The organism is Lacipirellulaceae bacterium (genome assembly GCA_040218535.1).
In the GTDB taxonomy this organism is placed as follows: Bacteria; Planctomycetota; Planctomycetia; order Pirellulales; family Lacipirellulaceae; genus Adhaeretor.
This window is the reverse complement of the sequence record JAVJRG010000010.1, coordinates 96371-122863: the sequence shown is the minus strand read 5'-3', so window position 1 is coordinate 122863 and position 26493 is coordinate 96371. Positions and strand designations below refer to the sequence as shown.

27 protein-coding genes are annotated in these 26493 nt (G+C 55.3%); 24 read left to right on the top strand and 3 right to left on the bottom strand.

Annotated features, from left to right (window positions below):
• The first annotated feature begins 18 nt into the window (after positions 1-18).
• From RIB44_12615 to flhB, 24 genes are all read left to right on the top strand, one after another.
• Entirely contained in the window at positions 19-954 is a 936-nt protein-coding gene (locus RIB44_12615) for an ATP-binding protein (protein MEQ8617408.1), read from the top strand.
• A complete protein-coding gene (locus tag RIB44_12610; GenBank protein ID MEQ8617407.1) occupies positions 951-2420 on the top strand; it encodes a sigma-54 dependent transcriptional regulator in 1470 nt (489 codons plus the stop codon). The genes RIB44_12615 and RIB44_12610 overlap by 4 nt, the downstream gene beginning before the upstream one ends.
• A gap of 126 nt (positions 2421-2546) precedes the next feature.
• The gene (locus RIB44_12605) at positions 2547-2966 is read left to right on the top strand and encodes a flagellar basal body rod protein FlgB (protein MEQ8617406.1); all 420 of its coding nucleotides are present in this window, start codon (positions 2547-2549) and stop codon (positions 2964-2966) included.
• A gap of 80 nt (positions 2967-3046) precedes the next feature.
• Positions 3047-3457 carry a flagellar basal body rod protein FlgC gene (gene flgC / locus RIB44_12600; GenBank protein ID MEQ8617405.1) on the top strand — a complete coding sequence of 137 codons (411 nt, stop codon included), beginning with the start codon at positions 3047-3049 and terminating at the stop codon, positions 3455-3457.
• Positions 3458-3577: 120 nt separating this feature from the next.
• Positions 3578-3889: a flagellar hook-basal body complex protein FliE gene (fliE, locus tag RIB44_12595; GenBank protein ID MEQ8617404.1), complete on the top strand. Its 312-nt coding sequence runs from the start codon at positions 3578-3580 to the stop codon at positions 3887-3889.
• 128 nt (positions 3890-4017) lie between these two features.
• On the top strand, positions 4018-5613 hold the full coding sequence (locus tag RIB44_12590) for a hypothetical protein (GenBank protein MEQ8617403.1): 1596 nt from the start codon (positions 4018-4020) through the stop codon (positions 5611-5613).
• 14 nt (positions 5614-5627) lie between these two features.
• Entirely contained in the window at positions 5628-6878 is a 1251-nt protein-coding gene (locus RIB44_12585; GenBank protein ID MEQ8617402.1) for a hypothetical protein, read from the top strand.
• Between the two features lie 12 nt (positions 6879-6890).
• On the top strand, positions 6891-7556 hold the full coding sequence (locus tag RIB44_12580; GenBank protein MEQ8617401.1) for a FliH/SctL family protein: 666 nt from the start codon (positions 6891-6893) through the stop codon (positions 7554-7556).
• 83 nt (positions 7557-7639) lie between these two features.
• Positions 7640-8986 carry a FliI/YscN family ATPase gene (locus RIB44_12575; GenBank protein MEQ8617400.1) on the top strand — a complete coding sequence of 449 codons (1347 nt, stop codon included), beginning with the start codon at positions 7640-7642 and terminating at the stop codon, positions 8984-8986.
• Between the two features lie 30 nt (positions 8987-9016).
• Positions 9017-9466, top strand: a complete 450-nt coding sequence (gene fliJ / locus RIB44_12570) for a flagellar export protein FliJ (protein MEQ8617399.1) — start codon at positions 9017-9019, stop codon at positions 9464-9466.
• Complete coding sequence (locus tag RIB44_12565; protein MEQ8617398.1) at positions 9463-10152, top strand: hypothetical protein; 690 nt, start codon at positions 9463-9465, stop codon at positions 10150-10152. The genes fliJ and RIB44_12565 overlap by 4 nt, the downstream gene beginning before the upstream one ends.
• A 5-nt stretch (positions 10153-10157) precedes the next feature.
• On the top strand, positions 10158-11639 hold the full coding sequence (locus RIB44_12560; GenBank protein ID MEQ8617397.1) for a flagellar hook-length control protein FliK: 1482 nt from the start codon (positions 10158-10160) through the stop codon (positions 11637-11639).
• A gap of 45 nt (positions 11640-11684) precedes the next feature.
• Entirely contained in the window at positions 11685-12461 is a 777-nt protein-coding gene (locus RIB44_12555) for a flagellar hook capping FlgD N-terminal domain-containing protein (GenBank protein MEQ8617396.1), read from the top strand.
• Positions 12462-12588: 127 nt separating this feature from the next.
• Entirely contained in the window at positions 12589-15027 is a 2439-nt protein-coding gene (locus tag RIB44_12550; GenBank protein ID MEQ8617395.1) for a flagellar hook-basal body complex protein, read from the top strand.
• A gap of 136 nt (positions 15028-15163) precedes the next feature.
• Positions 15164-15370, top strand: coding sequence for a flagellar FlbD family protein (locus RIB44_12545; protein ID MEQ8617394.1), 207 nt, complete (start codon positions 15164-15166; stop codon positions 15368-15370).
• A 184-nt stretch (positions 15371-15554) separates the two neighbouring features.
• Complete coding sequence (locus RIB44_12540) at positions 15555-16328, top strand: motility protein A (GenBank protein MEQ8617393.1); 774 nt, start codon at positions 15555-15557, stop codon at positions 16326-16328.
• Positions 16329-16365: 37 nt separating this feature from the next.
• Complete coding sequence (locus RIB44_12535; protein MEQ8617392.1) at positions 16366-17118, top strand: flagellar motor protein MotB; 753 nt, start codon at positions 16366-16368, stop codon at positions 17116-17118.
• A 99-nt stretch (positions 17119-17217) separates the two neighbouring features.
• A complete protein-coding gene (locus RIB44_12530; GenBank protein MEQ8617391.1) occupies positions 17218-17790 on the top strand; it encodes a hypothetical protein in 573 nt (190 codons plus the stop codon).
• 116 nt (positions 17791-17906) lie between these two features.
• A complete protein-coding gene (fliN, locus tag RIB44_12525) occupies positions 17907-18377 on the top strand; it encodes a flagellar motor switch protein FliN (protein MEQ8617390.1) in 471 nt (156 codons plus the stop codon).
• Positions 18378-18501: 124 nt separating this feature from the next.
• Entirely contained in the window at positions 18502-19275 is a 774-nt protein-coding gene (locus tag RIB44_12520; GenBank protein MEQ8617389.1) for a flagellar biosynthetic protein FliO, read from the top strand.
• A gap of 66 nt (positions 19276-19341) precedes the next feature.
• Positions 19342-20127 (top strand): flagellar type III secretion system pore protein FliP, encoded by a 786-nt coding sequence (gene fliP, locus RIB44_12515; GenBank protein MEQ8617388.1) that lies wholly within the window; start codon positions 19342-19344, stop codon positions 20125-20127.
• Between the two features lie 67 nt (positions 20128-20194).
• The gene (gene fliQ, locus RIB44_12510) at positions 20195-20461 is read left to right on the top strand and encodes a flagellar biosynthesis protein FliQ (protein ID MEQ8617387.1); all 267 of its coding nucleotides are present in this window, start codon (positions 20195-20197) and stop codon (positions 20459-20461) included.
• A gap of 67 nt (positions 20462-20528) precedes the next feature.
• Positions 20529-21323 (top strand): flagellar biosynthetic protein FliR, encoded by a 795-nt coding sequence (locus RIB44_12505; GenBank protein ID MEQ8617386.1) that lies wholly within the window; start codon positions 20529-20531, stop codon positions 21321-21323.
• Between the two features lie 18 nt (positions 21324-21341).
• Positions 21342-22433, top strand: coding sequence for a flagellar biosynthesis protein FlhB (gene flhB, locus RIB44_12500; GenBank protein MEQ8617385.1), 1092 nt, complete (start codon positions 21342-21344; stop codon positions 22431-22433).
• 22 nt (positions 22434-22455) lie between these two features.
• Here flhB and RIB44_12495 read toward each other — a convergent pair whose 3' ends face one another.
• From RIB44_12495 to RIB44_12485, 3 genes are read right to left on the bottom strand one after another with little or no spacing between them, the layout of a single operon-like run.
• Positions 22456-23655: a sulfotransferase gene (locus RIB44_12495; GenBank protein MEQ8617384.1), complete on the bottom strand. Its 1200-nt coding sequence runs from the start codon at positions 23653-23655 to the stop codon at positions 22456-22458.
• 42 nt (positions 23656-23697) lie between these two features.
• Positions 23698-25146, bottom strand: a complete 1449-nt coding sequence (locus RIB44_12490) for a hypothetical protein (protein ID MEQ8617383.1) — start codon at positions 25144-25146, stop codon at positions 23698-23700.
• Positions 25143-26168 (bottom strand): hypothetical protein, encoded by a 1026-nt coding sequence (locus RIB44_12485; protein MEQ8617382.1) that lies wholly within the window; start codon positions 26166-26168, stop codon positions 25143-25145. The genes RIB44_12490 and RIB44_12485 overlap by 4 nt, the downstream gene beginning before the upstream one ends.
• Positions 26169-26493: the final 325 nt, after the last annotated feature.

Sequence of the window (26493 nt, the reverse complement as noted above, 5' to 3'; positions counted from 1 at the left end):
AGCTCCAGTTTTAATTGAATGACTAATCCGGCTTTCCAACTTGATAACACAGTGCCATGTGGCAGCGAAGAACCCACGCTCCGACTGGTGGCGCCGGACGAGACGCAAGCCAGCCCGAACGAAGCGGTCACAGAAATCAACGAAGATGCCAGCCTCGAAACCATTCTTGCCGCGTGGAACGACGCGACACATCGGTTGCAGCAAACTCATGAGACGCTGCAGGGGGAAGTTGCGCGACTTACTGATGAACTCGAAGCCAAGAACCGAGAGCTTGCCCGGCAAGAACGCCTCGCAGATCTCGGGCGTATGGCCGGGCACGTTGCCCACGAAGTACGAAATAGTTTGGTCCCCGTGACCCTTTATTTGAGTCTGTTACGACGTCGGCTTTCCTCAGATGCGGAAAGTCTCGACATCCTTACGAAAGTGGAGGCAGGGTTTACCGCCCTCGACACGACAGTGAACGATCTATTGAATTTTACCAGTCAGCGTGAGCCCGATTGGCGCTCCTTTCTGGTTCGCGATTTGGTTGACGAGATTGGTGAGTCTCTCGCTCCTCAACTCGAAGCTCAAGGCATCGAAATCACGATCGACGTGCCCTCGGAGACACTGCTGACTGCGGACCGTGAAATGTTCCGTCGCGCATTGCTGAACTTGACGCTCAACTCGCTCGATGTGATGAACGAGGGAGGCGACCTCGTGATCACCTCGTACGACGGGCCTCAAGGGTTTGAGCTTGAAATCGCTGACAGCGGTCCAGGGTTCTCGGAAGAGCAACTAAGCAAACTGTTCGATCCCTTCTTCACCACAAAGAGTACGGGCACAGGCTTGGGATTGGCCATTGTTCAGCGAATCGTGTCGGCTCACGGCGGTCGTATCTCCGCGATGAATTGCCCTGAAGGTGGTGCAGCCTTCACAATTGAACTTCCCCGACAAGCAATGAAGGCCGCTGCATGAGCCCTACCAATAAGAAAACCCAGGGTCGTGTTCTCGTTGTCGACGACCACGCGGCTGCGCGGGACTCGGTGATCGATGTGTTGCGACACGCCGGCTATTCGGTCGAGGGTGTGGCCAGTGCCGTTGAAGCACTACCTGTGTTGGAAAAGTCACAGGCGGCAGAGGTCCCATTTCAAGTAGTTGTCACCGATCTGCAAATGCCGGGCATGGACGGGCTGGAATTCATCCGCGAGATCTCGCAACGACGCTTGCGTACGCAGGCGATAATGGTCACCGCGCACGCCACGATTACCTCAGCGGTCGAGGCGATTCGGCACGGAGCGTTCGACTACATGGAAAAGCCGTTTGATGTCAATCAACTTGAGCAATTGGTTGCGCGTGCATTCGCACGGGGCCAGCTTGTTGAAAGTCAGGAGTCATCTGACTCGTCGCCGGACGATTTCAACATGGTTGGCAACAGCCCAGCGATGCAGCTCCTGCGTGAGCGGATCAAACAGGTAGCCCCGACCGACGAGACCGTACTCATCTGCGGCGAGAGTGGCACTGGCAAAGAGCTCGTGGCCCGTGCCGTGCATGCTCTGAGCCAACGCTCCGAGGGTCCGCTGGTAAGCCTCAATTGCCCTGCTCTTTCGGAGCAACTCGCTGAGAGTGAGCTCTTCGGACACCGTCGAGGTGCATTCACCGGGGCTGATACCGACCGAACGGGAAGGTTTGAATTGGCCGAGGGAGGTGCAATCTTCCTGGACGAAATTACGGAGATCGACCTGACGCTTCAAGCAAAACTGCTACGTGTGTTGCAAGAACGCAGCTTCGAGCCCGTTGGCTCGAGTGAAACACGCAGCGCGGACGTTCGCGTGTTAGCGAGTTCGAATCGGAACTTAGCCGAACACATCGCCACGGGACAGTTTCGTGAGGATCTTTATTATCGGCTCGCTGTGGTTCCGTTAGAGCTACCACCTTTGAGGGAACGCGGTGAAGACGTGCAACAATTAGCTGATTTCTTTTTGGAAAAAGCCGCTCTTCGGCTAAGCCGCAAGCGGTGTGAGTTGGCCAACGACGCCCGCGAGCTCTTCGCCACTTACCATTGGCCTGGCAATGTTCGCGAGTTGGAAAACTTGATCACGAGGGCTTGTGTCCTCAACCAAGGCCAACCACTCACGGCCAGCGAACTTCGCCCGTGGCTACAGCAGCCTGAAGGTTGTGAGTCGTCTCCGATCGAAGAAACCGCTTTGCCCGTCGGTTCCAGCCTGGAAGAGGTTGAGCGAGCGATGATCGTCGCAACGCTCGAACACTATGGTGGCCATCGAGCGAAGACTGCCGAGGCTCTGGGAATCGGTGTTCGTACACTCAGCGGCAAGCTGCGATCGTATGGATACGCGCCGCGGACGAAGCAATTCTCTCCTGAGCAGGATTCAGTGCGGCAGAATCTACCGATTCGTTCGGCAGAAATTGCCGATGCGGCTTAAATTCCAGAGCGGCAAACTAGGAAGAAACCACGGAGGCACGGAGGGCACAGAGGAAAGGCAATTTGGGGAACGCCATTTGCCAAGCAATAAAGCTAACTGCTAACGACTAATCGCTAACAGCTTAAAATGATTTCCAATTTATTCGACAACTCGTCCGTCCCTGTTCTTGAGCAGGTTGTCAATTTCACGCAGGCACGCCACGGCGTTCTCGCGGGAAACTTGGCCAACTTGGACACGCCAGGCTATCAAACACGCGATCTGTCCGTTGAAGATTTTCAGACGAGTTTAAAGGAAGCCGTTGAGGCGAGTCGTAGTCAGAACGCTCCAAGCTACAGCTATTGCCGTAGTAGCGTTGAGCGACCTCACGCCGACTTCACGAAAGTGAAGGACGCTATGAAAAGCATCAAATTCCACGACGAGAGCGACGTGAGCCTGGAAAAACAGGTCGCTGAAATCTCCAAAAACCAAGCAAAACACAATTTGGCACTGAGCCTGATGACCGCCCAATTCCGGCTCCTCAGGGCAGCCATTACCGAAAGAGCATAACCGTGATTGGGGCATCCTGCCCCAGTTCTTTACGAGGCCAAAACTGCGGCTAGAAGCCACAGCCACGAGGACAGAGACCAATGTTTAGTGCTTTCGACGTCAGTACCAGCGGGCTTGTCGCTCAGCGAACGCGGCTCAACGCGATCTCTTCCAACCTTGCCAACATGAGTACTACGCGTAACGAACGCGGTGAGGCAGCGCCTTACGTGCCACGCTACGTTACCTTTGAGACAGATGCCGAAGTTTCGACTTCCGGCGGAGGCCTCGGCGTGCAGATTGGGAGCGTCGAGTATTCGAATTCACAGCCACGCATGAAGTACGAACCGGGGCACCCAGACGCGAACGAGAATGGCTATGTTGCCTATCCTGACATAGATATGACTAGCGAATTCGTCGACGCGTTGGAAGCAACACGAGCCTATGAGGCCAACTTAGGGGTAATTGAAGTCACCAAGGACCTGGGATCGAGGACGCTGCAGATACTGGCCTAGTCCCGTATTGGCATGGCGTTAGTAGTGTCGTGTCGAGTATTAATCCCCGGGAAAACGACAAACTAGAGGAGCTATCGACGTAACCGAAACGTTGGGGGGCCGACGTGAAGGAACCGTGCAATGAACACCATCGGCAACGCTGCCGCCAACCAAGCTTTCCGACTTCCCCCCATGCCTTCGGCTCCCGCTGGTGCGGGCGAGGCACAGCAATCGGGTTCGTTCAAGAACTTCTTGCTCGACTCGATCCAGGATGTGAACGCAATGCAACAGCAGGCCGATGTGGCCGTTGAAACACTGATGACCGGAGGCGATGTCGATCCAGCGGAAGTACTCACTGCGGTTCAGAAAGCAGATATGGCTTTCCGACTGATGCTGCAAATGAGAAACAAGGCAATGCAAGCCTATCAAGAGATCAAAGATATTCGGATTTAACGTGACACAACTCAATGTAGGGAACGCTACAGAGGGTGTTCCCTACAGATGAAAAAAGAAACCACTAGCATCCACGGACGGACGCTTTGAACGACTCGATAAGACAACTACGCGAACTCTTCGAATCGATGACTCCAGCTGCGCGCATTACCGCCGCGCTACTCCTGGGGGTGATCGTCGTTAGCCTGGGTTATCTCTTCCAGCAGCACAGCTCGGGTGCGGACGAGTATCTTTTCAATGGAGAGATCCTCTCCTCGCGTGAAGCCGATGCCGTCGAGGCTGCCTTGGCGAAAAGTAAGGTGAGTGGCGTGGAGCGAAAGGGAAATCGCTTTTTGGTTCCCAGCGATAAGAAGCTCCAGCTTATGGGAGACATTGCAAGCGCCGGGGCTCTGCCAGCGAACTTTGACACCCTCATGGACGAAGCGCTCGAGGTGAGCCCGTTCATGCCGCACAAGTTGCAAATGCAGCGAGTCAAAAGTGCCAAGGAACGCAAGCTCTCAATGATCGTCCGCAACATGGACGGCATCACCGACGCGAAGGTGATGTACGATATCCGCGAGCCGCAAGGTTTTACGAAAGAGAAGATTTCAGCCACCGTCAGCGTGCGACCCGAAAGCGGCGAAACGCTAAACGCCAAGCGACAGAAGATGATTCGCATGGCCGTGGCAGGTGCAATTGCGGGGCTCAATCCCAGCGACGTGACCATTCTTGACCAATCGAGCGGTTCCGAATTTGCCGGGGGGGGGAGTGGCGTTTCCGCGGAAGATTTCGACGACCCTTACTACCGGACGCGTACCAATTACGAACGACTGATGCAGCGTCGTATCGAAGACTTGCTCGCTAGTATCCCGGGGATACGCGTGCAAGTGAATGCGGAAGTTGACAAGACCCTTACGTTCGAAAGCCATCGCCGAAAATCAGATGGTGAAACTCAGACTTATCACGAACGAATCCAAACAGAAGAAACGAGTAATGAGCGAGTTGAGGGGGGACAACAACCGGGGATCACCGCCCAAGGCCCGGGGCGTTCCGCTCCCGAGGAGACTGCGAAGCTCGTCAGCAAGACAGAAACGAAAGACAACCAAACGGACTCTTTTGTTCCTACAGCCGATGAAGTGATCACCGAGAGTGGACTCACACCGACGAACGTGCAGGCGTCGATTGCCGTCCCTACGAGCTATATCAACCGTGTGTGGCGTGAGAAAAACCCTGACGCAGGGCCTGATGACCAACCGCCTGCCGACTTGCTCACGAAAATTGAAGACGAGACAGCACGCAAGATCAAGGAAAGCGTCTCGAACCTCTTGCCGAAACAAGTGGCGAAAGAGAATTTCTCCGATGTGAAAGTAACGTTCTTGCCGACATTGCCCCCTCCGCCAGTCGAGGAACCTTCGGTGGTCACGGAAGGCTTGTTCTGGGCGAGTAGCAATCTCAACACGATTCTTACCGCGGGGTTTGCTTTGGTCGGGCTCGTGATGTTGCGGTCGATGGTTAAGTCCATTCCTCATACTGAGCCCCCCGCGTCTCTGGCTGTCGCGGAGATCACCGTTGAGGAGGGGGCGAGTACCGCCGAGGGAGAGCCAAAAGAAACCGCCGAGGAACGTCGTCCCAAACTAAAGCTGAAGAAGGGATCGAACCTCAAAGACGATCTCGCGGATATCGTGAAAGAAGACCCTGATGCGGCCGCGGCAATCCTGAGAACTTGGATTTCCAACGCCGGCTAATGTGGAAGTAGCAGATGAAGACGGATCAACGCATCGACAATCTACGCCGAGTTGCCATCCTCGTGGCCAGCGTGGACGATGCGCTAGCCAATCAGCTCCTGGAGAGTCTTCCCGAACGCGAAGCCGCACAAGTCCATAAACTGATCGATCAACTCGGCGAGATCGACCCTGAGGAGCAAGAAAAAGTCCTTCTTGAGTTCCAACGGAGTACAACTGAAGAAAAACTCCCTGCCCACTCACGAAACGACCTCTCTCGTACTTCTGACGCGGTCGAGCTAGACATCGATGCCTCCATCGAACGTCAGATGGAGCGTCTCGAAGAGTACGAACGCGAACTGGAGTCGCAGCAGGAAGAATCAACCGGAGACGCCGACGCCAACGAACAGGTAATTAGTCCCGAGCAACGTCGGCTATTGATCTCCGACGCCGCCGGCTCCGAACTTGCGGGGCAACTCACCGAAGAGCATCCCCAAGTAATCGCTCTGGTACTGTCGCGGCTTACGGAAACGCAAGCTGCTGAAACGCTCTCGCATCTTCCCTCGGCCACCCAATCGCTGGTGATTCAGCGGCTTGTGTACTCGCACCCCGCCGTCGACGATGCGGTGGAAGAGCTGGAAGTGCAACTGGCTGAGAGGCTTGAGCAGCGTCGCCGACATCAAGAGTATTTCCAATGTGGTAGCGATTTGGCTCGTCGGATTCTTCTGAACGCACCTGAACACGAGCGTCGCGTGATTCTTGATCGGATCCAGCAGCACGATCCAAAAGTAGCAACGGCTCTTAATGAGGAACCAGCTAGCTTGCTGCCGGCTAGTTCGACACAGAATCGCTTCGCCACGGCCTACGGCTTAGCAACTCCAGAGTCGCCAAGCTTGGAAACCGAAGTGGAGGAAGCGAATGAATCAGCGGCCGTCGCGGCTTCTGAAGACTTTGTTTCTGAAGAGGACGCGGTTTCCTGGCAGCCGACCAGGCATGGCGAGGCTGTCAACGACGATCTCGATCCAGCACTGCTTGAAACACTTGGGCAATCTGAGCTTCAAGCACTACTAGCGGTGGCCAACGAACAAGTCGTCCAGGTTTACCTTGGCTCAACGACAGAGCAACGCTTCCGACAGCTCACCAGCGGGCTACCAAAGAAAGAAGCAAGAAAGCTCCGTAAGTCAACTCGCAAGCGAAAAGTCAGTCGCGAATCTGTCGAGCTTGCCCACCAGTCCCTCTTACAGATTGCCCAACGCGCGGGTTTGCTCAACAGCGAAGCGGCGAACTAGGGGATACCACCCATGGCCACCATCATCAAACGTCAGTATCAGCACACACCCGAGGGGAGTTCCCTTGCCGGTGTCGCTTACAACTTGACGGATATGGCTGGGCAAGCGGAGCAGATGCTTGTCGGTGTGCAAGCCAGGGCAGACGCAATCATCAAGCAAGCCAAAGCAGATGCCGCGAAGATTCGCAGTCAGGCCGAGACTGAAGGTCGCGCCGCCGCCGAAGCGGCCATCGAGCGCATCCTCGACGAAAAGGTCGCCCAGCAAATGAAAACACTCGTGCCTGCTTTGCAGGGAGCGGTTCACCAAATCGAAGAGTCACGACAAGAGTGGCTTCAGCACTGGGAAAACTCAGCGGTCGGACTGTCCGCAGCGATTGCGGAGCGACTTGTCCGTGGAGAGATATCGCGTCGCCCGGAGATCGCCACAAATTGGATTCGCGAAGCGTTGGAGCTAGCCGCCGGCAGCAGTGAACTCACGATACGGCTCAATCCGCAAGACCACGAGACCATTGCCAGCCATGTGCAACAACTGACCGAGGCAATCAATCCACTCGCCAAAGCTCGCATTGAGGCCGACGAGACGATCAGCCTCAGTGGTTGTCGTGTGGAAACTACCTACGGCACCATCGACCAACAACTCGAAACCCAACTGGAAAGAATTCAACAGGAACTGAACTAAACCGAATTGAACGGGCAGCTCAGCACGGTGGCGGCGTGTGGGCAGAGGGCCTCTCTACTAGCTAGATCGAAAGCAACGCCACCATGGATGTCTTACCCCAACACATTAACGACGCGATGCTCACCGGCGTGACCGGTAGCGTCGTGCAGACGGTCGGCCTCACCGCTGCCGTCGCGGATTTTCCGGTCCCCGTGGGGGCGATGGTGACGATCGATCGCCAGGCGGGAGATACGATCGAGGCGGCAGTCGTTGGCTTTCGTGAGAACCAGACTCTGGTCATGCCCCTTAGCAACCTTGAAGGGGTGCGGCGTGGCAGCCGAGTTCGTTTGGTGCGGACGTCCCGAACTCTGAAGGTTGGCGAAGGGCTTCTTGGTCGAGTCGTCGATTCTCGCGGTCGTTGTATCGACGGACGCCCACAACCAATGTTGCGACAGCGTCTGCCCCTGGAATCTCAGCCGGTCATTCCGACGGAGCGCGTTCGGATTGATACGGCGCTGGGAACTGGTGTCAAAGCGATCGATGGGCTGATGACCGTCGGGCAAGGACAACGCTTGGGAATTTTCGCTGGGTCTGGTGTCGGGAAGAGCGTTCTCATGGGTGCGATGGCTCAGCACACCGAGGCCGATGTTACCGTCGTCGCGATGATTGGCGAACGTGGCCGTGAAGTGAACGAGTTCATCCAACGCGAATTAGGCCCCGAAGGATTGGCGCGAAGCGTCGTTGTCGCTGCAACAAGCAATGAACCGGCACTCCTCCGGGTTCAGGCGGCTTACGCAGCGACGACCATTGCGGAGTACTTTCGCGATGCGGGCAAAAACGTGTTATTGATTATGGACTCCGTTACGCGTTTCGCGCTCGCCCAACGCGAGATCGGACTCGCAGCGGGCGAACCGCCTGCAACGCGGGGCTATCCGCCCTCCACTTTTGCGCTGTTGCCGAAACTTGTTGAGCGTGCGGGCAAAACAACTGCCGGGAGCATCACCGCCTTCTATACCGTGCTGGTCGAAGGTGATGACGAGAACGAACCTGTGGCCGATACGATGCGGGGCTTGCTCGATGGTCATGTTTGGCTGTCGCGAAAACTGGCCGAGCGAGGCCACTACCCAGCAATCAACGTCCTCAGCAGCATCAGCCGTCTGATGAACGACCTCATTTCCGACGAGGACCGGCAGGCCACTCAGATCCTGCGAGAGCTGCTAGCCATTTACGCAGAGAACGAGGATTTGGTCACCATCGGTGCCTACCGCAAGGGTGCGAATCCCAAATTGGATGCGGCAGTGGAAATGCGGGACGAGATCAATGCCTTCTTGTGTCAATCAACACGAGAGAAGCACAGTTTGGAAGATGTACGCCAGCAACTCCGAGCGCTCGTTGCTCGGGTGTCCTTGGTGAATCAACCAGCCAGCAATCCTGAAAGCCCTGCCGCTTAATGAACGCGGTGCAAGCACTGCGGCGAAACGATGCCACGTTATCAATTCCAACTCGAAACACTTCGCAAGCTCCGTTTGCAAGAACGTGATGCGCGGAGCGTAAAGCTGGCAGAAGCGTTTCGTGCGGAAGAGATCCTTTTAGAGAGGTGTGCGGAAGTCAAAGACGAGATTGTAACCCTTCGGCAGCAACAGCAGGAAATTGTGGTCAGCCAATCCCCCGACGTCGCCCAATTGCTCGAGTCCCAACGCTACCAAGCTTCCCTAGAAACTCAGGTGCGCACGATGCGCGATCAGGCGGCAACATTGCAACAAGAAATCGAGCGACGTCGCCTTGCTCTTGTCGAAGCGGATCGCGAAGTTCGCGTCCTCGACAAGCTCGACGAGCGCCGGTTCGCCGAATACCAACTGGCTGCACAACGAGCAGAAGCCAAAGTTCTCGACGAAGTTGGCACGAACATGGTCGGAGGTGAACGGCAATGACGCGTTTCCTCTTTCCACTGATCGGATATCTCTGCGTCGCGACCGTGCTGACGGGCGCATTTGGCTATGGTTACCTGCGCCAGACGGGCAAGCTCGACGATGAGCGTATGTTGAAAATCCTTGCCGTACTCCATGACGTCGACCTCGAAGCGATCGAAAACGCACAAGATAAGCCAGAGATGATCGTCCCCGACGAGGAACCCTCCTACGAACAACAGCAGGAGCAACTCCGCATCGCGACCCTACAGTTTGATGCCAAGAAGAAGGAACTCGACGACTCGCTAGCAACCTTTGACTACGACTTCAAACAGCTCAACAGCGCTACAGGGCGTTACAACCAGCTGCGCGAAGAAGTGGAAGTATTTCTTGAGGACCTGCGCCAGTCGGTGATGGCTGAAGCCGTTCAAAAGGTTCGCGAGTCGATTGAAATGCTAATCGCCAAGAAGCAAGCGAAGCCGGTGATTAAGCGGATGATCGAAGAAGGCGAAATGGACCAGGTGATTAAAGTCCTATCGAGCATGTCCAAACGGAACCAACAAGAGATTCTGCGGACATTCGTGGGAACGGACGAGGATATCGACATCCTCTACCGTCTGTTGCAGGCAATGGGCGATGGAGGTGAGACCAAGCAGTATCTCGACGATCGGCTCAGTGAGCTTAGCCAACTCAAGCAGGATGAGAACTAATCAAGATGAGCAGCATCACAAACGATCCCTTGTCACCAATATTCGAGGTGACGACCGCGACACCTGGGAATTCTCCCAACGGTGAAGCTGGATTTAGTGACCTGCTTGGAGAGGTTCTGGCAAGTAGTAACTCACCCTCGCGACCGCCGGAGACTTCCTTAGGCCAAGAAGCTGATGAGAGCATCGACACTTCAGAGCAAGAAGACAGCCAACAGCAGGAAGCAACCTCCGAACATACATCATCCACGGAAGCGAGTTCTGACGAACCCGTGTCTGAAGGACCAGGAGAAAACGAGTCGAACGGAGATGCGGTTGAGGTTTCCGAGGAAGCCGTTGCCGTTGCATCTGAAACACAAGCAATCGAAGTGACCGAAGAAACCAACTCGAGTCCAGAGATCGAAGCCGTCGCAAACGCGACAGAAGAAGAAACGGAACAAGAAGCCACTGCGGAAAAACCTTCAGAGCTCCTCGCCACAGACGAGGCGGACCAAGAAACATCGGAGGAACTGGCGCAAGGAGGAGAATCGGTTGAAGCCACTCAGGCGTCCGATGATTCGCACGTCGAGCAGCAGGGATCTGTCTCTGCGACTTTCCAAGCGGAAAAAGTCGCGACAGGTGACAACATTGTGCCGGCAGCGGAAGTCAGTGGGGCTGATCGCGCAGTAGCGAATGAGGAGGCGAAAGCCCAAGAGAAGAACTCCGTGCCGTCTGAGGTAACCCCAGTAGCCGAGGAGACAGGCGAAAGCGAGCAGGAGCAAGCAGAACCAACCCAGCCAGAAGCTCTAAAGCGCAGCCGCAAGTCCGCATCCGAGAAACCCTCGACCAGCGCAGCAGAACAACCCGTTAGTGACAAGGCTGTCGGAATTACTTCTGTCGATGTCGAATTCACTGCTGAGTCAGCTCAGCCGACCACGTCTTCAACCCTGCAAGTCTCTACTCCAACTAGTGCCGAACTACTCACATCGGTGACGGCACGTGCAGGGAACAGTCCACTTACCAACGAAACCACCACCGCGGATGCTGAGCTGCGCGACACACCGACCGTGGACCGCAATCGTTTTCTCGGTCGAGTAAGCGGTGCCTTCAAAGCAGCACAGCAGCGCGATGGTCGTATCCAAGTGCGTCTGTCGCCTCCAGAGCTAGGGCTTCTTCGGATCGAACTTTCGGTGCAACAAGGCTCGCTGACGGCCTCTTTGGAAACAGAAACGAACGCAGCACGAAATCTTATTCTCGAGAACCTGCCAGCGTTGCGCGATCGTCTCGCAGAGCAAGACATCCGCATCGAAACCTTCGATGTCGATGTCCGCGATGAGAGCCGACAGACTCCCGACCACGAACTGCCCGGCGAGCGTCGTACACAGCAACAATCGAAGTCGGCGCGTCGAACCGCAGCGGAGCAAGAAGTCAGCTCAACTGAAGCGACTGCAGTAGAAAACCAAAAAGCGATTCCTACAGAACATGACCAGGGGCTAGATATCCGCGTCTAGCTTCCGGAATCACCCACAGATACCGTCAATTTCAACGAGAAAACCATGTCTCAACTACCAAACGTAACTAGTTCGCTGACAGGTACAACCAACGATCAGCCGTTCGGAGAAACAAACTCACTGAACGACCTAGATCTCGATGATTTTCTGGAGCTGATGATTGTTGAGCTGCAGAATCAAGATCCACTCAACCCGCTAGAAAACGACGAACTAATAGCTCAGATCAGTCAGATCCGCGAAGTGGGTGCCACGGACAAACTCACTGCGACCCTCGATGCAGTTTTGCTGGGGCAGAATATCTCTAGCGCAACGAATTTGATTGGCGCCGATATCGAAGCCCTCTCGGACGACTTTCAGCGGGTCAATGGAATCGTTGATCGTATCTCTGTTGCCAATGGCGAGCCGAAGCTGCACCTTGATCTCAACCCCTCAGCAAGAGTCGATGAAGAGCCTGGGGAAATCGAGCAAGGCTTCTACCAGTACCGGGTTGTTTGGGAAGAGAACGGCCAACTTTTTGGTGTAGATCCGCTCGCAGGCCAATCAGGTTTAGCGGTGGGCGAAACGAGCGGTGCTTCGGTTCTGCTTAGCAACCTTCCTAAAACCAACAGCGTCAAACAGGTTTATCGGACGGATCGAACCGGTGACGGAGAGTTTCTTCACGTGGGATCCATAACCGAAACCGACGACGCCACCTTCCTTGATAACAAAGCGGATAGTCAGCGTGGCCCCGCGGTGTTGTCATCACAACCGCAGTTGATTGACCCGTCGCGGAGTTACACCGTCAGCCTGAACAACGTGGCGGAGATTCGCCCGCCGCAGTAGTGACGCCCTTAGCCGTTGGGCGTCAGCCCCCGGTTGCTCAGGGAACCGGATGCTAACGCATTCCGGCAGAAATTTTCAAACGCAGGAACTTAACAGAGAACAAACCCGAACCAGGGGAGAGAATACCATGGGACTTCAATCCGCACTAACAACCGCACTTACTGGAATGAGCGCGGCGGAGACTTCGATTGACGTTGTGGGTAACAACGTTGCCAACTCAAACACGGTTGGCTTCAAAGAGTCAACCGTTAACTTCGCCACGCAATTCTTGCAAACGCAAAGCATCGGCTCGGCACCAACCGACGGCCGCGGCGGTACGAACCCGCGGCAAGTGGGCCTCGGTGTCAAGGTTGCTGAGATTGCTCAGGACTTTAACCAGGGCACAATCGAGATCAGCTCGAACCCGCTGGACTTGGCAATTCAAGGCGATGGGTTCTTTATTGTTCAGGGACAGAATGTTGGCGAGAAACTCTACACCCGTAACGGACAGTTTAAAACCAATGCGGAGAACGAAATCGTCACGATCACCGGACAGCGCGTGTTAGGTTACGGCGTCGACAGCGAGTTTAATGTCGAAACGAGCGTTGTTTCACCCATCCAGATTCCATTAGGCGAATCCGCCATTGCTCAAGCGACGCAGAATGTTGTGCTGACGGGCGGCCTTGATGGCGAAGGCACGGTTGGAACAACCCCTGAAGTAATTCAGTCGGGCATCTTGAGTGACGGTTCCAAGGAAGTCCCTGACTCCAGTGCGTCAACTCTCACGGCACTAACACTGCCGCTAGAATCAACCACCATCGCGGCTGGTGGCGGAGGGGCTGTAGGGGCCGGTTCCTACAGTTATCGCATCACCTTTGTTGATGCCGACGGTAACGAAGGCCCTTCCTCGAATGTATCGGCTTCATTAGCGATTGGCGCTCCAGGCAGTTCAATTGATCTGAGTAATCTGCCACAGCCCGCGGGCGGCAGTGAATTCACGACGATCAATATCTATCGAAATAACGCTAATGTAGACACTGATTTTCGTCTTGCTGGAAGCGTGGCGGCAGGAACGACAACTTTCAGTGACACAAGCGCGGATGGTTCGCTTGGGGCAACGTTAGATACGACGGGCCTGGATAGCGGAGCCTACGAATACTATGTCACCTTTTACAACTCGGTCAGTGGCGAGGAGAGTCGTCCCACAGCGCGGTTCGGTCCTGTTACCGCCGACGCCACGAACTCGCCGCGCATCCGGCTTGACGATCTCCCGGCACCGTCCGGCAACCCGGCTACTGGTGGCTTCGATGGCGTGCGTATTTATCGCAACTTGACGAACAACAGCAACGCCTTTCATCTGGTCGAATCGATCACACCTGCTGAGATTGCCGGAATGAGTTCAGGCATTTCTTACATTGACAATAACCCCGACTCGGTGATCTCCGCCAATAGTCAGATCGACCTGGAGGGTCCCGACATCACGTTTGGCTTGCCGTTAGTCGACGTCGTTTCACGCGATGGCTCCAACTACATCAATTTGTTTGAAGAGGGAGAGTTAGAGTTCACTGGCGGCAAGAACAATCGTGATTTGGCGACCCGGTCGCTCACGATCACGAGCACCACGACCGTGCAAGACTTGATTAGCTTCATGGAAGACTCTCTTGGCATCGTGAAGACGGCGATCGAAGATAGCTTTCCTGTCGACAACTACGGTGGCACCCTTTCAGATAGTCGGATTCAGTTCACTTCGAACTTAGGCGTAGAGAATGCCCTGCAAATCGACCTGTCTGCTTTCCAACTGACCCCTGCTAGTGGCGGAAGTCCTGATTCGATTCCCTTGCAATTCAATTCGCAGAACCCGGGGCAAGCAAATGGCTCCGGTGATACGGCCGATGTGGTGGTATACGATAGCCTCGGTTCACCGATCAGGGTTCGCATCACCACCTATCTCGAAGAAAGCGACAGCCTGAATGCGCGTTTCCGCTGGATTGCCACTTCCCCAGACAATCAACCCGAAGTCGGCGTTGGAACCGTTGTTGGCACTGGCGTAATCGAGACCGATGGCAACGGCGATTTTAGTTCGGTTTCGAATAACCGGATTGCGATCCAACGGGAAGACCTTCCTTCTGAGTCGCCGCTGGAGTTCGAACTCGATTTCACGCAAGTCAATGGACTTTCCCAAGATGGGAATGATCGCTTAAACGTCAGTTTCCAAGACGGTTTCCCTGCTGGTACGCTCTCCAGCTTTACCATTTCCGAGTCAGGAAGCATCGAGGGTGTGTACACCAACGGTAGCTCCCGCACGTTGGGACAAATTGTCATGGCGCGTTTCGCTAACAATAACGGCTTGGAGCAAATAGGGGACAACCTTTTCGCTGCCGGCGTGAACTCCGGCTTGCCGATTGAGGACGTGCCCAACTCCCAAGGCATCGGCTCGATCACTGCCGGTGCGGTTGAGCTTTCCAACACCGACATCGGTGAGAATCTCATCGAGCTAATCCTTGCCTCCACGCAATACCGAGGCGGAGCCCGGGTCATCACCGCCGTGCAGCAACTCCTCGACGAGTTGTTGGCGTTGAGAAGGTAATACTAACGTGTCATTTTGACCGAGCGACAGCCACCGAGAAATCTGGTCCGAACTCTAGTTTGTTCCGGATTCCTCAGTCGGTGAGCCTCCCGTCGGAATGGCAGTAGATGTCATCCTTGTATTTCAATATCTAACCATGATCAAACTCACCCGACTCGACGGCGAGGCCTTCATCCTCAATGCCGAGCTCATTAAGTACGTCGAGAAGCGTCCCGATACGTTTATCACGTTGACGTCCAACGACCGGCTTGTGGTCGGCGAAACCCCCGAAGAAGTGCTAGAACGAGCCGTTGACTACCACCGCAGCAAGCGGCTTCTGCCTTCAGAGGTGGGTAGCCACTGAGGATTGTGCGGGTTGTGACGAACAGGGCACTTGTAACCCAAACAGTGTTTCACGAAGACCCCGCATCCAAGTCCATGATGTCCACAGAAAGCTATGTTTCTCGGTACACGTTTCTAAATTGCAACCTCAAGCCCGCCCAAACTAAGGCCCGCGGTAATTCAACTTTCGCGGCTCGCACTCGATCATGGATCTCGCCACAGTCATAGGAATGATTCTCGCCATCGGCCTGATCCTCGGGTCGATCGTGATCGGTGGTGGCTCATTCGCTTCGTTTATCGATTACCCCTCGTTGATGGTGGTAGTCGGTGGTGCGATCGCGGCAGCGATGATCTCGTTCCCGATGAAGAACTTCTTCAGCGTCTTCAAAGTCGGCCTGAAAGTGTTCTTTTACAAGTTGGATTCCATCCCACGCCTGATTGAAGAGATCGTCAGTCTCGCCGAAACGGCGCGTCGCGATGGATTGCTCGCCTTGGAAGGACGCATCGAAGAAATCGAAAACCCGTTTGTCGTTCTCGGTATCCAAATGGCTGTCGACGGCACACGCCCCGAAGTAATGGAAGACATCATGCGAACGGAGCTGGACGCGGTGGCAACGCGTCACCGTGACGGCAAGAGCTTGCTCGACTGTATGGGCCGTTTCGCACCGGCGTTTGGCATGATCGGCACGCTGATGGGCCTGGTCATCATGCTGGGTGACATGAGCGACCCGTCGAAGATCGGTGCCGGTATGGCGGTGGCGTTGCTGACCACAATGTACGGAGCGATTGCCTCAAACGTGGTGTTCCTGCCTTTCGCTGAAAAGCTCGGCTTCACCAACAAGCAAGAGCTTCTCGCAATGGAAATCATCGTCCGCGGCATCATGGCCATCCAATCGGGGGAAAACCCACGCGTTATCGAGCAAAAACTAAATACATTCATCCCTGCCGCACAACGTAGCGAAGATGGGCAAGCCGCATAACGCGAGTGAACTGAACACTGAACACTGAAAACTAGCTGTGGCTATCGAAGAAGAACCAGAACCTGGAATACCCGAGTGGGTCGTTACGTTCGGCGACATGATGTCGCTGCTCTTGACGTTCTTTATCATGCTTGTGTCGATGAGTGAGATCAAAGAGGACGAGCAATATCAGGCAATGGTCGAGTCGATTCGTGAGCAGTTTGGCCACGATATGTCACAGGCTTCCTTAGCACCGGGAGAGATTCGTCCCCGAACGGCACAGAACCCCAGCCTCTCCGAGATGGGCCGTGCGAAGAAGAAGGACACGAAAAGCGGTGGGCAAGATGTTGAGGCCGTCCACGGCGATCACAAAAAGGTTCAGATCGTTCGCCCCGGTGATGATTCGTCGATCGGTGGGATCATTTACTTCCAGGAGGATTCCGCTGAACTTACCGAACAGAATCGCCGAGCACTGGTGAACATCATCAAACAGATTTCTGGCAAACCGCAGAAAATCGAAGTTCGTGGACATACCTCCCGCAAGCCCGTCGACCCGGCCAGCGGCTACACCGACCACATGGATCTGGCGTACGCACGGAGCCGCCATACGAAAGAGTTTCTGATTCAGGAAGGAATCGACGAGAAGCGGATTCGGCTCAGCATGGCCGGTGCCAGCGAGCCCATTTATGTCGGAGTCGACCCCGATCGACTTGCTAGTAACGCTCGCGTTCAGATCCTCATGTGGGATGAACGTGTCCAAGATTTAGAACCCGACGGCACAAAAACGGCCCCAACAGACCCCAATCTGTAACCTAAGCTTGTGATGGTAACCCCTGCCCAGACTTTAACGCCCCAGAATATCACGACTGGATAATGCCGAAACCTTAGATCCTTAGATCCCCGTAGAACCATGGCTGACGAATCTGAACAAGTAGAAGACGCACCCAAGCCCAAGAGCGGTATGATCACGCTCGTGAAAGCGCTGGCGTTTGTATCAGTCGTGGTCTTGCTTGAGATCGCGGCAGCTTCGATACTCATTCCCGATGCCGAGGCGACTCAGGCGATTGCTGAAGAGCTTGCCGAGGCAAAGCAGGAAGATCTCGAAGCGGTTGAGGACGACGAGGGAGAGACGGAGGTGGATGATGAAACTTCGCCGCTGGGCGACATGGTTGAAGTCCATCTGGGTGCCCATCATATTCGCCACACGAGTGCGGAAACGGGTAGCAGCCTGAATGTGAACTTCGATCTCTGGGGCACGGTGCTAGCAGACGAGGCTTCCGAGTTCGACGAACTCTACACGACAAATCAACAGCGTATTGCTGAACAAGTCACCATCACGGTCCGTGGAATGGAAGTCACCGACTTTGCTGATCCCTCATTGGACTTGATCAAACGGAAGATTTTGGAGAAAACCAATCGCGCGCTCGGTAAGCCGTTGTTGCACGACGCACTGATCGTTGATTTCTCATTCGTCGAGAGATAGCGAGCCTGAGGGATATTAGCCGCAGGGCGTTAGCACCCGGTTGTCCTAGAGAACCGGACGCTAACGCGTACCGGCTGATATTTTGGAAAGCTGATTCACCTTGGTAAAGGATTGCCATGTCTGAAGAAACCGCACAAGCTGATGCAACCGCTAAAGCGGCAGCCAGCACTTCTGCTAGCAACGTGGATCCGGCCGTTTCAGCCGAGGATATGGAACTCCTCCTCAACAAGGCTGAAAAAGCGCTCGAATCGATCGATCAGCCCGAAGGGGACGTCCTGATGCCGGGAGTCCGCGATTTTCAGTTACAGGATTTTGCTGGCGCGAAAGCCAATTCTGAATCGGCCTCTCTCGAATTGATGCGCGATGTCCAACTGGATCTGACGATCGAGCTCGGCAGAACCCACATGCAGATGCGCGAAGTCCTGAAACTGAAGCAGGGAGCCGTTGTCCCGCTCGACAAGCTCGCTGGCGATCCGGCAGACATCTACGTCAACGGCCGCCTCATCGCCCGCGGCGAAGTGCTGGTTCTAAACGACAACTTCTGCGTACGCGTCGCCGAACTCATCGAAGGCGACGCTGAGGATTGAGGCTGTTTCCCGTGCTAGCAGCCGTCGCGTGAAGCCTGATTGATCTGGCATTTCTATGCTCTCGTTCGTATAAGCCGTTCGAATCCGAGCTATCGGCTCGGTCCCCGGCCTGTATTGAAACGGGATGCCGTCCAAGGTGCCAAGCACGATCTCCTATCGACGACTGACGCTGACCAGTGCGCTACTGACGCTGCTGGTGACAGTGGTAATTGTTAGCAGCTCGGCATTGGCTTCTCAGACGCTGATTTCCTACCAAAGAGACCAAGCACCTGCTACGGAAGCACCTCGTTTCCGCCCTGAAACGGACTCCTCACCACCTGAGCGATTTGCTGCGAATCGGTTTGATACTCGGCAGAGCAATTTTCCTCCTGCGGAAGTCGTGCGCGGAAATCTACCGAGCAAGGAGCCAAGAGTGGCGGCAGCCGCCGACCCAAGGAAGCTGGCTCCATCGTCTGCGACCGATGGCACAATCAATGGTGCAGCAGCCAAAACCAAATCTCCCCTCGGGCTGCCAGTCAGCCAGCTTTTCTCCACGGCAGGCGCAGGTCTGGCGATTGTCGTCGGACTATTCCTAGTCTGTGCATGGCTCTGGCGTGGCGGGAAACATAATCCTAACGCGGCACTACCGCAGGCAGCTTTCCAAGTCCTCGGTCGCGCGCCGTTAGTGGGCCGCACGACGGCCCAGCTCATTCAGGTCGGCAACAAGTTGGTGCTAGTGGCGGTCACCGCCGATGGCCTTCAACCGCTGACAGAAATCACCGACGCAGCAGAAGTCGATCGACTTGCTGGGCTTTGCATGGGTGACAAGCAAACCAGCTCGACTGCCGAATTCCAAAAGATCCTCCGTAAGTTAGCCCAAGAACCTGCGACAGGGTTCCTGGGTGCCGAGGCCGCCTGAAAAGCCGCCGCTGTCATGAGATTCCTCACTCGAACAACGCCTGCTCTGGTTCTAGCCCTCGTCTTCATGGCGAATGCGCAGCTGGTGTTCGCGCAGAGTGGCATCTCGCTGCTACCAGAAGGCGTGGGCGGACCGGAACAATGGACGAGCCCGGAAGGAATCAGCTCGACCCTCAAGGTGATGATCCTGCTGACCGTGATGAGCCTCGCCCCGGCGGTTCTGCTCATGACAACCAGTTTTGTGCGGATCCTGGTGGTGATGGGACTCCTGCGACAAGCAATCGGCACCCAGCAGTTGCCGCCAAGTCAGGTGATCACTTCCATCGCCCTCTTCATGACCGTCCTACTCATGACGCCCGTTTGGAGCGACGTCTATGACGATGCCATCAAGCCTTACTCCGACAAGCAGATCAGTCTTGAGGAAGCCTGGCAGCGCGGCACACTCCCCGTGCGAAGATTCATGGCCGGCCAAATTCGCAAGACGAACAACGACGCCGATGTTCATCTGTTTCTCAAGTATATGCAGAGCGAGATCGATCCAGAGACCGGTGAACTTTACGACAACTACGTCTACTTCGACGCGAAGGAAGAGGAACGCGATGTCCCGCTCCAAGCTTTGCTGCCAGCTTTCATGCTTAGTGAGCTGAAGACAGCCTTCCTCATTGGCTTTCAAGTCTATTTACCCTTCGTGATTCTCGACATTGTCGTCGCCAGCGTCACGATCAGCATGGGCATGCTGATGTTGCCGCCAGTGCTGATCTCTTTACCCTTCAAACTGCTGCTCTTCGTCCTCGTCGACGGCTGGCGGCTGGTGGTGGAGATGCTCCTGGAAAGTTTTCAAGTCCTGTTGTAACGCGGTAACCCAGAACATTTAGCCGCCGAGCTTGCTCGGCGATAGTATTTCAAAGAGGTTGTCGAAAATGGACCCGCAAGACGCCGTTGACCTGGGACGCGAGGCACTTCGCGTAGCAACGCTCGTGGCCGCACCAGTACTGCTTGCCGGAATGTTGGTCGGTTTGGGAATTGGTCTGCTACAAGCCCTCACGCAAATTCAGGAACAAACCGTCGCGTTCGTTCCTAAACTCTTGGCAATGATCGTGGCTTTGGCGGTTGCACTGCCTTGGATTCTGACGCAGCTACTCGACTATGCCGAAACGCTGATCACCAACATCCCTCAAACACTTTAGCCTTTCGTTTTTTATTGGCCCCGCACCCGACGGCTGACGCCTGTCGGCTCGCCTGAATTTCCCGCTCATGGCGTCTTTGATCGAGTCCTTCCTGCTGAACCACTTCGCCGCGTTCACGCTTGTGCTTGCGCGTGTGGGAGCGCTCGTCATGACGGCTCCGATTCTTGGGACGAAGGCCGCACCGATTCAGTTTCGTGCGTTCCTGGCGATCGCACTCACCTTGCTAGTGACGCCGATGTTTGGCTCGGCACCAACCGCGGACGTGACGAACTTGCTGCAGTTTGGTAAAGCAGTTATGAGCGAAGCTCTGGTGGGGATGCTGCTAGGCCTCGGCGTGATGATTCTGCTGAGTGGTGTGCAAGTCAGTGGGCAGATTGTCAGCCAAATGGGTGGCACGGCAGTCGCGGAGTCCTTCGATCCGACGCTCGACACGAATCTCTCAGTCTATTCGCAGCTCTTCTACTTTCTGACGCTCACGATGTTCGTCTTGTTGGATGGCCACCGCTTAATCATGGGAGCCTTGCTCGATACGTATGTTTGGCTTCCGCCCGGTGAGGCGACGCTCGGCCCGTCATACGTCGAAGCCCTGACATCCATTTTAGGGCAGAGTTTTTTGCTTGGTGTACGCGCAGCAGCTCCTGCGATGATTGCCTTATTTCTATCAACACTCGTCCTGGGGCTGATCGGCAGAACGATGCCGCAGATCAACATCCTAGTAATTGGCTTTGGCATCAACGCAATGCTCACCCTGGGCTGCCTGTTTATCTCGCTAGGCGCAATCGCCTGGGCGTTTCCCCAGCAAGCAGGCGCAGCAATTGACGTCCTGCGTGATGCTATCAAGCAGGCTCTCCCCAAGGCGTAACCGAGTTCACCATCATCCATGGCTGACCAAGCAGGCGACAAGACGCAGGATGCCACCCCGCATCGCAGGCAGCAGGCTCGCGAGCAGGGGCAGGTTGCGTTCAGTCAGGATCTGGGATCGGCCCTGATTCTTGTCGTTGGTTCACTGCTGCTGATGTACTACGGACGCGGCGTTGCCGAAGCAACCACTGGGATGATGCGGAGCCAACTGGAATCGGTCGGGCCTATGTCCGTCGAGCCAGCTCACCTCGGCGCCACGGCGAAACTCCTCGGCATGCATGTCGGCAAGGCCTTGCTCCCAGTTCTGGGTCTGCTGTTCGTTGCTGCGGTTGCAGCAAGCCTGTTTCAAGTCGGCTTCCTGTTTGTGCCAAGTCGCGTCGCACCGGATTGGTCGCGCATTAGTCCGCTGGCTGGACTGAAACGTATTCTTTCGCTTCAAGGTGCTGCACGTCTCGGGTTCGGGATGTTCAAGGTGCTGATCGTCGCAGTCACCGCGGCTGTCGTCCTCTATCAGTCGCGCGAGCAAATCAACGTGGCTAGCGAGATGGCAATTACCTCACTAGCTGTGTTTCTCTGCAGCGTCGTGCTGAAGACGGCCCTATGGGTTGGCGTTGCGTTATTGTTGCTGGCGCTTCTCGACTACGCGTTCCAACGCTGGAAGCATGAGCAAGACTTGAAGATGACCCACCAGGAAGTCCGCGAGGAAATGAAAAACCTGCAGGGCGATCCGCAGATCATCGCACGCCGTCGTGCGGTGCAGCGTCAGATGGCCATGAACCGTGTTGGCGACAAGGTGCCAACCGCGGATGTCGTGGTGACCAACCCCACCGAACTGGCAATCGCTATCCAATACGATCCGCTGGAAATGGCGGCTCCAGTCGTCGTTGCCAAAGGTGCTGGAGTTCTCGCCCAACGGATTCGTAAGCTCGCTCTCGAGAACGATGTGCCCGTAGTCGAGCGAAAGCCGCTCGCGCGCCAGCTTTATAAAGAGGTAGAAGTAGGACACCCCGTGCCGGACGCCTCCTACGCCGCAGTCGCGGAAGTGCTTGCGTACGTTTACCAACTGAAGGGCAAGAAGATGCCCGACCTACCGCACGCGAAGGCGGCCTGATGATTGATTGTGTTCTGTGGATTCACCGGGCGAGGCGTAACTCGCCGGCCACTTGCCCCTGCTCGCCGTAGCCGTACTCCTCGTAGTACCAACCCCAACGCTCTCGCAAACGCGTTCTCAGCGAGTCATCAATCTCGTGCCGATTTGGGCGGTAGTTTTTGATCTGCTCCAAGTAGGCATCCACAGGTTCCTCGGCAGCGGCGAAACCGCCAAGTTCTAGCTGATCGTAGATGCGTTGCAGCTCAGTTTTTGGATTGCTCGCCAGTTCTTCGTAACGGACTTCAACCAACTGTCGTTCCGAAAGCTGTTCTCGATCCTTTGCAAACGCTGCGTACATCCGCTCGAACGAATCGAGCACATACTCCTCCACCCAAGATTCGTCTTTGGGGAGATGGATCCCTTGCACAGCGTTCAGCGACCGCCAGAGCTGCACCGTCGAAACGAAAAGTTCCGCCGGGTCGCGGGTAATGTGAACAAACTTTGCGTCCGGGAATAGTTCTAGCAGAGTTGCCACGCGAGCCGTGTGAGCCGGTGACTTGACGACCAAACGCCTCGGATCACGCAAGGCGATTCGCTGGAAGAAACGCTTTAGTTCTTGTTTCCAGGCTGTTCGTTTCGTCTCAGAGACGTTCTCAAGCGTCAGATAATCGCGAAAAACTTCTCCGTGATTGGGGAACATCATCGAAGCGTACGGCGTGGGAACACCTAGGTTCTCTAACGCGAACTCATCTTCTTGAGGCCGTCGCCAACCGGCTGCCATATTGTCCATCGGTCGCCGACCAGGGAGCAAAAACTCAGTCCACGGCGTCAGTAGTTTCTCAGAGAGCAAAAAATGATGCGGCGCGAAGCACTGATAGGTCGTCGGATAATTGTGCCGCGGATCGCGGATCAACAGTTCATGCAGGAAAGTCGTCCCCGAGCGCCAATGCCCCAGGATGAACAATGGCGGCTGCTCGAACTTGACTTCGTTCACCTGACGCGAGAACAACAGCGAGTCTGCCGCCGCCATTGCTGAATTCGCAAAACTAAACGCCGAGATCGCCAACGACATCGGTACCCGGCTAGGCGAAATGGAAAAGCGATTCTTCGCCAAATAGGAAAACCAAGTCCCCGCCCTCATCCCATGCCAGAAGCGCGGCGCGTACCACGGGAACGGATTCTTCACGACCCGCTTCCGTCGTGGTTCTTGGAGTTCCTTACGCAAGCCGTTTGTTCGTGACATTCGTGGTTAGCTAGAGCTGAGCGTGTTGCTATGAGCGTGTTGTTACGAGCCTTCATCGTAACGACTAGGGCGACGGCGGGCTATTCGATCGTGCTTCATTGCTCGAACAATGAGAATACCGAGCGCTATGATAACGATCAAACCGACCATGCCAGCGGTAAAGCCAAAGTCGCTGCTGCCGGCAACCGTTGGTTCTTGTATCCAGATTACCGTGGGGGCAATCACCAGCGGCGCGAATGCGGCTTTTTGTTGAGAGCCTGCTTGATTGGGTTCGCTGCCCAGCTTGCGCGACTGATACCGCCACTTCTTAAAAAAGAATCCGCCCACTCGAATCGGCTCGCGAATTCGATCTCCGGTAGGAAACCCGGACGGCAGTTTCGGGACGCAACAGACGATCGGTAAATTCTGCGAGTCCGTCGGAAAGAACTCCAGTTCAAAGTAATCACCGACTGAAGGATTCTCCTCGTTCGCGACTCGCACAGCCCTGCGAGCGGTCCCTTCCAACAAAACAAGCCGGCCTGTTTCTTTTTCTGGCTGAAGAAATAAAGGAGCGACCGAAGAAAACCCTTTCTCGGCCCGATCAATCGCAGCCAGCGCGATGTCGCGTTTTCGCTTCAGGGTTTTCGCATCACTTCGGTTCTGGCTTGACGCCTGTTTCCACTCAGCATCTAAACGGTTCGACTCTTCCGACCAAGTCGCTCTCCTTGCCGTAACTTCACGGCTTGCGGATTTGAGGATCAGGGAGGGATTTGCATCGCTGACCGCTTTGATAATCTCGCGAAAGGCGGTCGCTTCCTGACTAACTCGTTCATCGACGAAAGGTTGTCCATGCCGTACTTCGTCCAGGAGGGCTACGTCGTAGCCAAGTCGAGCCAGTTCGATCCAGCCGGCTGGCACGTCTTTTTCAGGATGCCAGGCAATCCGTTCAGCGAGAACGATGTGACCAGTCGAACTCCCGTCACTGGGGATGGTTAAGACAACCCCTTCGCAAGACACGGTTTCTGAAAGCGGGCCTTCTATCCAGTATCTTGGTACTTGCCTGGTTAGGATCGTTACCTTTTCTTGCACGCCTTCGGGTTCAAGCTGAATTGAATAGAGCGAGCCTTCACTGCCCTCCCCGCTTGATTTCTCGAAACTTCGTGCCGTACCTCGCAAGGAAACCAGCTCGCCGACAACGTCTGCTGAGTTTCGACCGGCTAACTCTCTAGCCGGGATCAGGTACTTATTGCGCTCTTTTTTGTCGAATCGATCCATCCAATAGAGAATCTGATCTAAATTCTCACGTTGCGATGTCGTGAGCGTTGTTGAACCGCTTCGCAGTGACGAAAAAGCTTCAAGATCAACTTCTGCATCAATCAATACCTGAGCGAAACCACTTTTCATTTCTGAGGTTTGGGCGTGGGATTCCTCGACGATAAGTCCGAGTGTGATACCTAGGCAGAGCGGTATTACTGTGAAGCACAAGAAGAACTTTTCGCAGAAGCACCTCATTCGCCCGATTCCTCCTCGGCAAGCCGTTCCAATCCAGGCAAATTGGCAGTCTGTGGTAGCTTGCGTGTTGACTTCTTGCGACGCGTATTGAGGTGCAGCAAAGTGACAATCAGGCAAGCGAAGGCAGCGACCGCTGCGATTGCCCACCAGGGAGGTAAGCCGGCGCGGGCCGCCGCTCGACCGGGTGTACTCGCACTGATTGGCTGCCACTGGACTGCTTTGGCGACGATCACGGGAGCTACGCTCATGCCCGCGTCCGTCGCGTAGGAGTAATTCTTGAAAAAGTAACCGTGGACGACCACTCGCTGGCGAATCGCATTTCCTTGCGGAAACCTTTCAGGCAATGAAAGCACGTAGGCGAAGAAGGGAAACTCTCCGCCGCCATCGGGGGCAACAACCAGGCGGTGGTAGGTGTTGATTCCCAAGCCATTCTTGGTCGGCTTCAGGCGTTCTTCACGCAGCGCCGTACCATGAATCGTGACAATACGGCCTCGATAGACTTCGGGTTGCTGGAGAAGTTGCGCGTAAGCGACTTTTCCAACGCTGGCGTTCTCTATATCAGTCGCTTTTACTCGCTGCGCCTCAGCAAGTGTCGCCAGCCAAGCGGCTGTTTCCGAGTTAAGAAAAACCGCATTGTCCTGAACTCCCTCGAGCTTGCTGGGCAAGCCCACACCCTTAGCCTCAGTTGGTTGCGAGTCAGGTGATTTGTCGAACCCACTTAAGCCACGCCCACCGCTTGCTTCTTCGCCACGGGAAATCGAAACCACAGTCGAGTCACGCGAATTCTCCGTCTCGAAATTGAGTGCTTTCGGTTGCGAGCTATTACGCTCGCCTTCGTTGGTTGTCTCGGCCTCTTGCAATGAAAACAGCCGACCCAGATTCTCAATCGTCTCTGGCTTCTGCAAGTGACGCATCATCATCCCCACCATCCCCAGCATCGCGAGAAGCAACCAGAGCTTGAGCCGCAGTTTCCGAGAAACTGGCGATAGCTGGCGGGAGTCGTGTCGGTCGAAGCGAAGCATTGATCCATTGTAGGCTCCAAAAGCTCGGACCTGCCAGCGTAGACTTTACGGACGTAATATTTTGTTCCCTCTCCCGCTTGCGGGAGAGGGTTAGGGTGAGGGTGTACTAGTTTTGAGACGCGTTCTGAATCGACAAGTCGCCGCCCTTTCTTTCCCTACCGTCAAAACCTGCCACGAGCGGTACGTTTTCGATGCGAGGCTTTTCCCATCGGTGGCCCTGCTACTGTCAGTGAGCTACAATGCTTGCACGGAACAGTCTATTTTTGAGCACGCCTATTCGGCGGTGCCGAAGCAACGATATCCTGGCGAGCCTAGTCGCACAGAA

What these genes read in the sequence shown, in the direction of transcription:
- RIB44_12565 (MEQ8617398.1), top strand. Translation starts at nt 9,463, where the DNA reads ATGACGCGTTTCCTCTTTCCACTGATCGGATATCTCTGCGTCGCGACC.
- RIB44_12580 (MEQ8617401.1), top strand. Translation starts at nt 6,891, where the DNA reads ATGGCCACCATCATCAAACGTCAGTATCAGCACACACCCGAGGGGAGT.
- RIB44_12520 (MEQ8617389.1), top strand. Translation starts at nt 18,502, where the DNA reads ATGCCGTCCAAGGTGCCAAGCACGATCTCCTATCGACGACTGACGCTG.
- RIB44_12575 (MEQ8617400.1), top strand. Translation starts at nt 7,640, where the DNA reads ATGGATGTCTTACCCCAACACATTAACGACGCGATGCTCACCGGCGTG.
- flgC (MEQ8617405.1), top strand. Translation starts at nt 3,047, where the DNA reads ATGTTTAGTGCTTTCGACGTCAGTACCAGCGGGCTTGTCGCTCAGCGA.
- RIB44_12585 (MEQ8617402.1), top strand. Translation starts at nt 5,628, where the DNA reads ATGAAGACGGATCAACGCATCGACAATCTACGCCGAGTTGCCATCCTC.
- RIB44_12505 (MEQ8617386.1), top strand. Translation starts at nt 20,529, where the DNA reads ATGGCGTCTTTGATCGAGTCCTTCCTGCTGAACCACTTCGCCGCGTTC.
- RIB44_12550 (MEQ8617395.1), top strand. Translation starts at nt 12,589, where the DNA reads ATGGGACTTCAATCCGCACTAACAACCGCACTTACTGGAATGAGCGCG.
- RIB44_12545 (MEQ8617394.1), top strand. Translation starts at nt 15,164, where the DNA reads ATGATCAAACTCACCCGACTCGACGGCGAGGCCTTCATCCTCAATGCC.
- RIB44_12495 (MEQ8617384.1), bottom strand. Translation starts at nt 23,655, where the DNA reads ATGTCACGAACAAACGGCTTGCGTAAGGAACTCCAAGAACCACGACGG.
- flhB (MEQ8617385.1), top strand. Translation starts at nt 21,342, where the DNA reads ATGGCTGACCAAGCAGGCGACAAGACGCAGGATGCCACCCCGCATCGC.
- RIB44_12590 (MEQ8617403.1), top strand. Translation starts at nt 4,018, where the DNA reads ATGACTCCAGCTGCGCGCATTACCGCCGCGCTACTCCTGGGGGTGATC.
- fliP (MEQ8617388.1), top strand. Translation starts at nt 19,342, where the DNA reads ATGGCGAATGCGCAGCTGGTGTTCGCGCAGAGTGGCATCTCGCTGCTA.
- RIB44_12560 (MEQ8617397.1), top strand. Translation starts at nt 10,158, where the DNA reads ATGAGCAGCATCACAAACGATCCCTTGTCACCAATATTCGAGGTGACG.
- RIB44_12605 (MEQ8617406.1), top strand. Translation starts at nt 2,547, where the DNA reads ATGATTTCCAATTTATTCGACAACTCGTCCGTCCCTGTTCTTGAGCAG.
- RIB44_12555 (MEQ8617396.1), top strand. Translation starts at nt 11,685, where the DNA reads ATGTCTCAACTACCAAACGTAACTAGTTCGCTGACAGGTACAACCAAC.
- RIB44_12610 (MEQ8617407.1), top strand. Translation starts at nt 951, where the DNA reads ATGAGCCCTACCAATAAGAAAACCCAGGGTCGTGTTCTCGTTGTCGAC.
- RIB44_12615 (MEQ8617408.1), top strand. Translation starts at nt 19, where the DNA reads ATGACTAATCCGGCTTTCCAACTTGATAACACAGTGCCATGTGGCAGC.
- RIB44_12540 (MEQ8617393.1), top strand. Translation starts at nt 15,555, where the DNA reads ATGGATCTCGCCACAGTCATAGGAATGATTCTCGCCATCGGCCTGATC.
- fliE (MEQ8617404.1), top strand. Translation starts at nt 3,578, where the DNA reads ATGAACACCATCGGCAACGCTGCCGCCAACCAAGCTTTCCGACTTCCC.
- RIB44_12485 (MEQ8617382.1), bottom strand. Translation starts at nt 26,168, where the DNA reads ATGCTTCGCTTCGACCGACACGACTCCCGCCAGCTATCGCCAGTTTCT.
- RIB44_12490 (MEQ8617383.1), bottom strand. Translation starts at nt 25,146, where the DNA reads ATGAGGTGCTTCTGCGAAAAGTTCTTCTTGTGCTTCACAGTAATACCG.
- fliJ (MEQ8617399.1), top strand. Translation starts at nt 9,017, where the DNA reads ATGCCACGTTATCAATTCCAACTCGAAACACTTCGCAAGCTCCGTTTG.
- fliQ (MEQ8617387.1), top strand. Translation starts at nt 20,195, where the DNA reads ATGGACCCGCAAGACGCCGTTGACCTGGGACGCGAGGCACTTCGCGTA.
- fliN (MEQ8617390.1), top strand. Translation starts at nt 17,907, where the DNA reads ATGTCTGAAGAAACCGCACAAGCTGATGCAACCGCTAAAGCGGCAGCC.
- RIB44_12530 (MEQ8617391.1), top strand. Translation starts at nt 17,218, where the DNA reads ATGGCTGACGAATCTGAACAAGTAGAAGACGCACCCAAGCCCAAGAGC.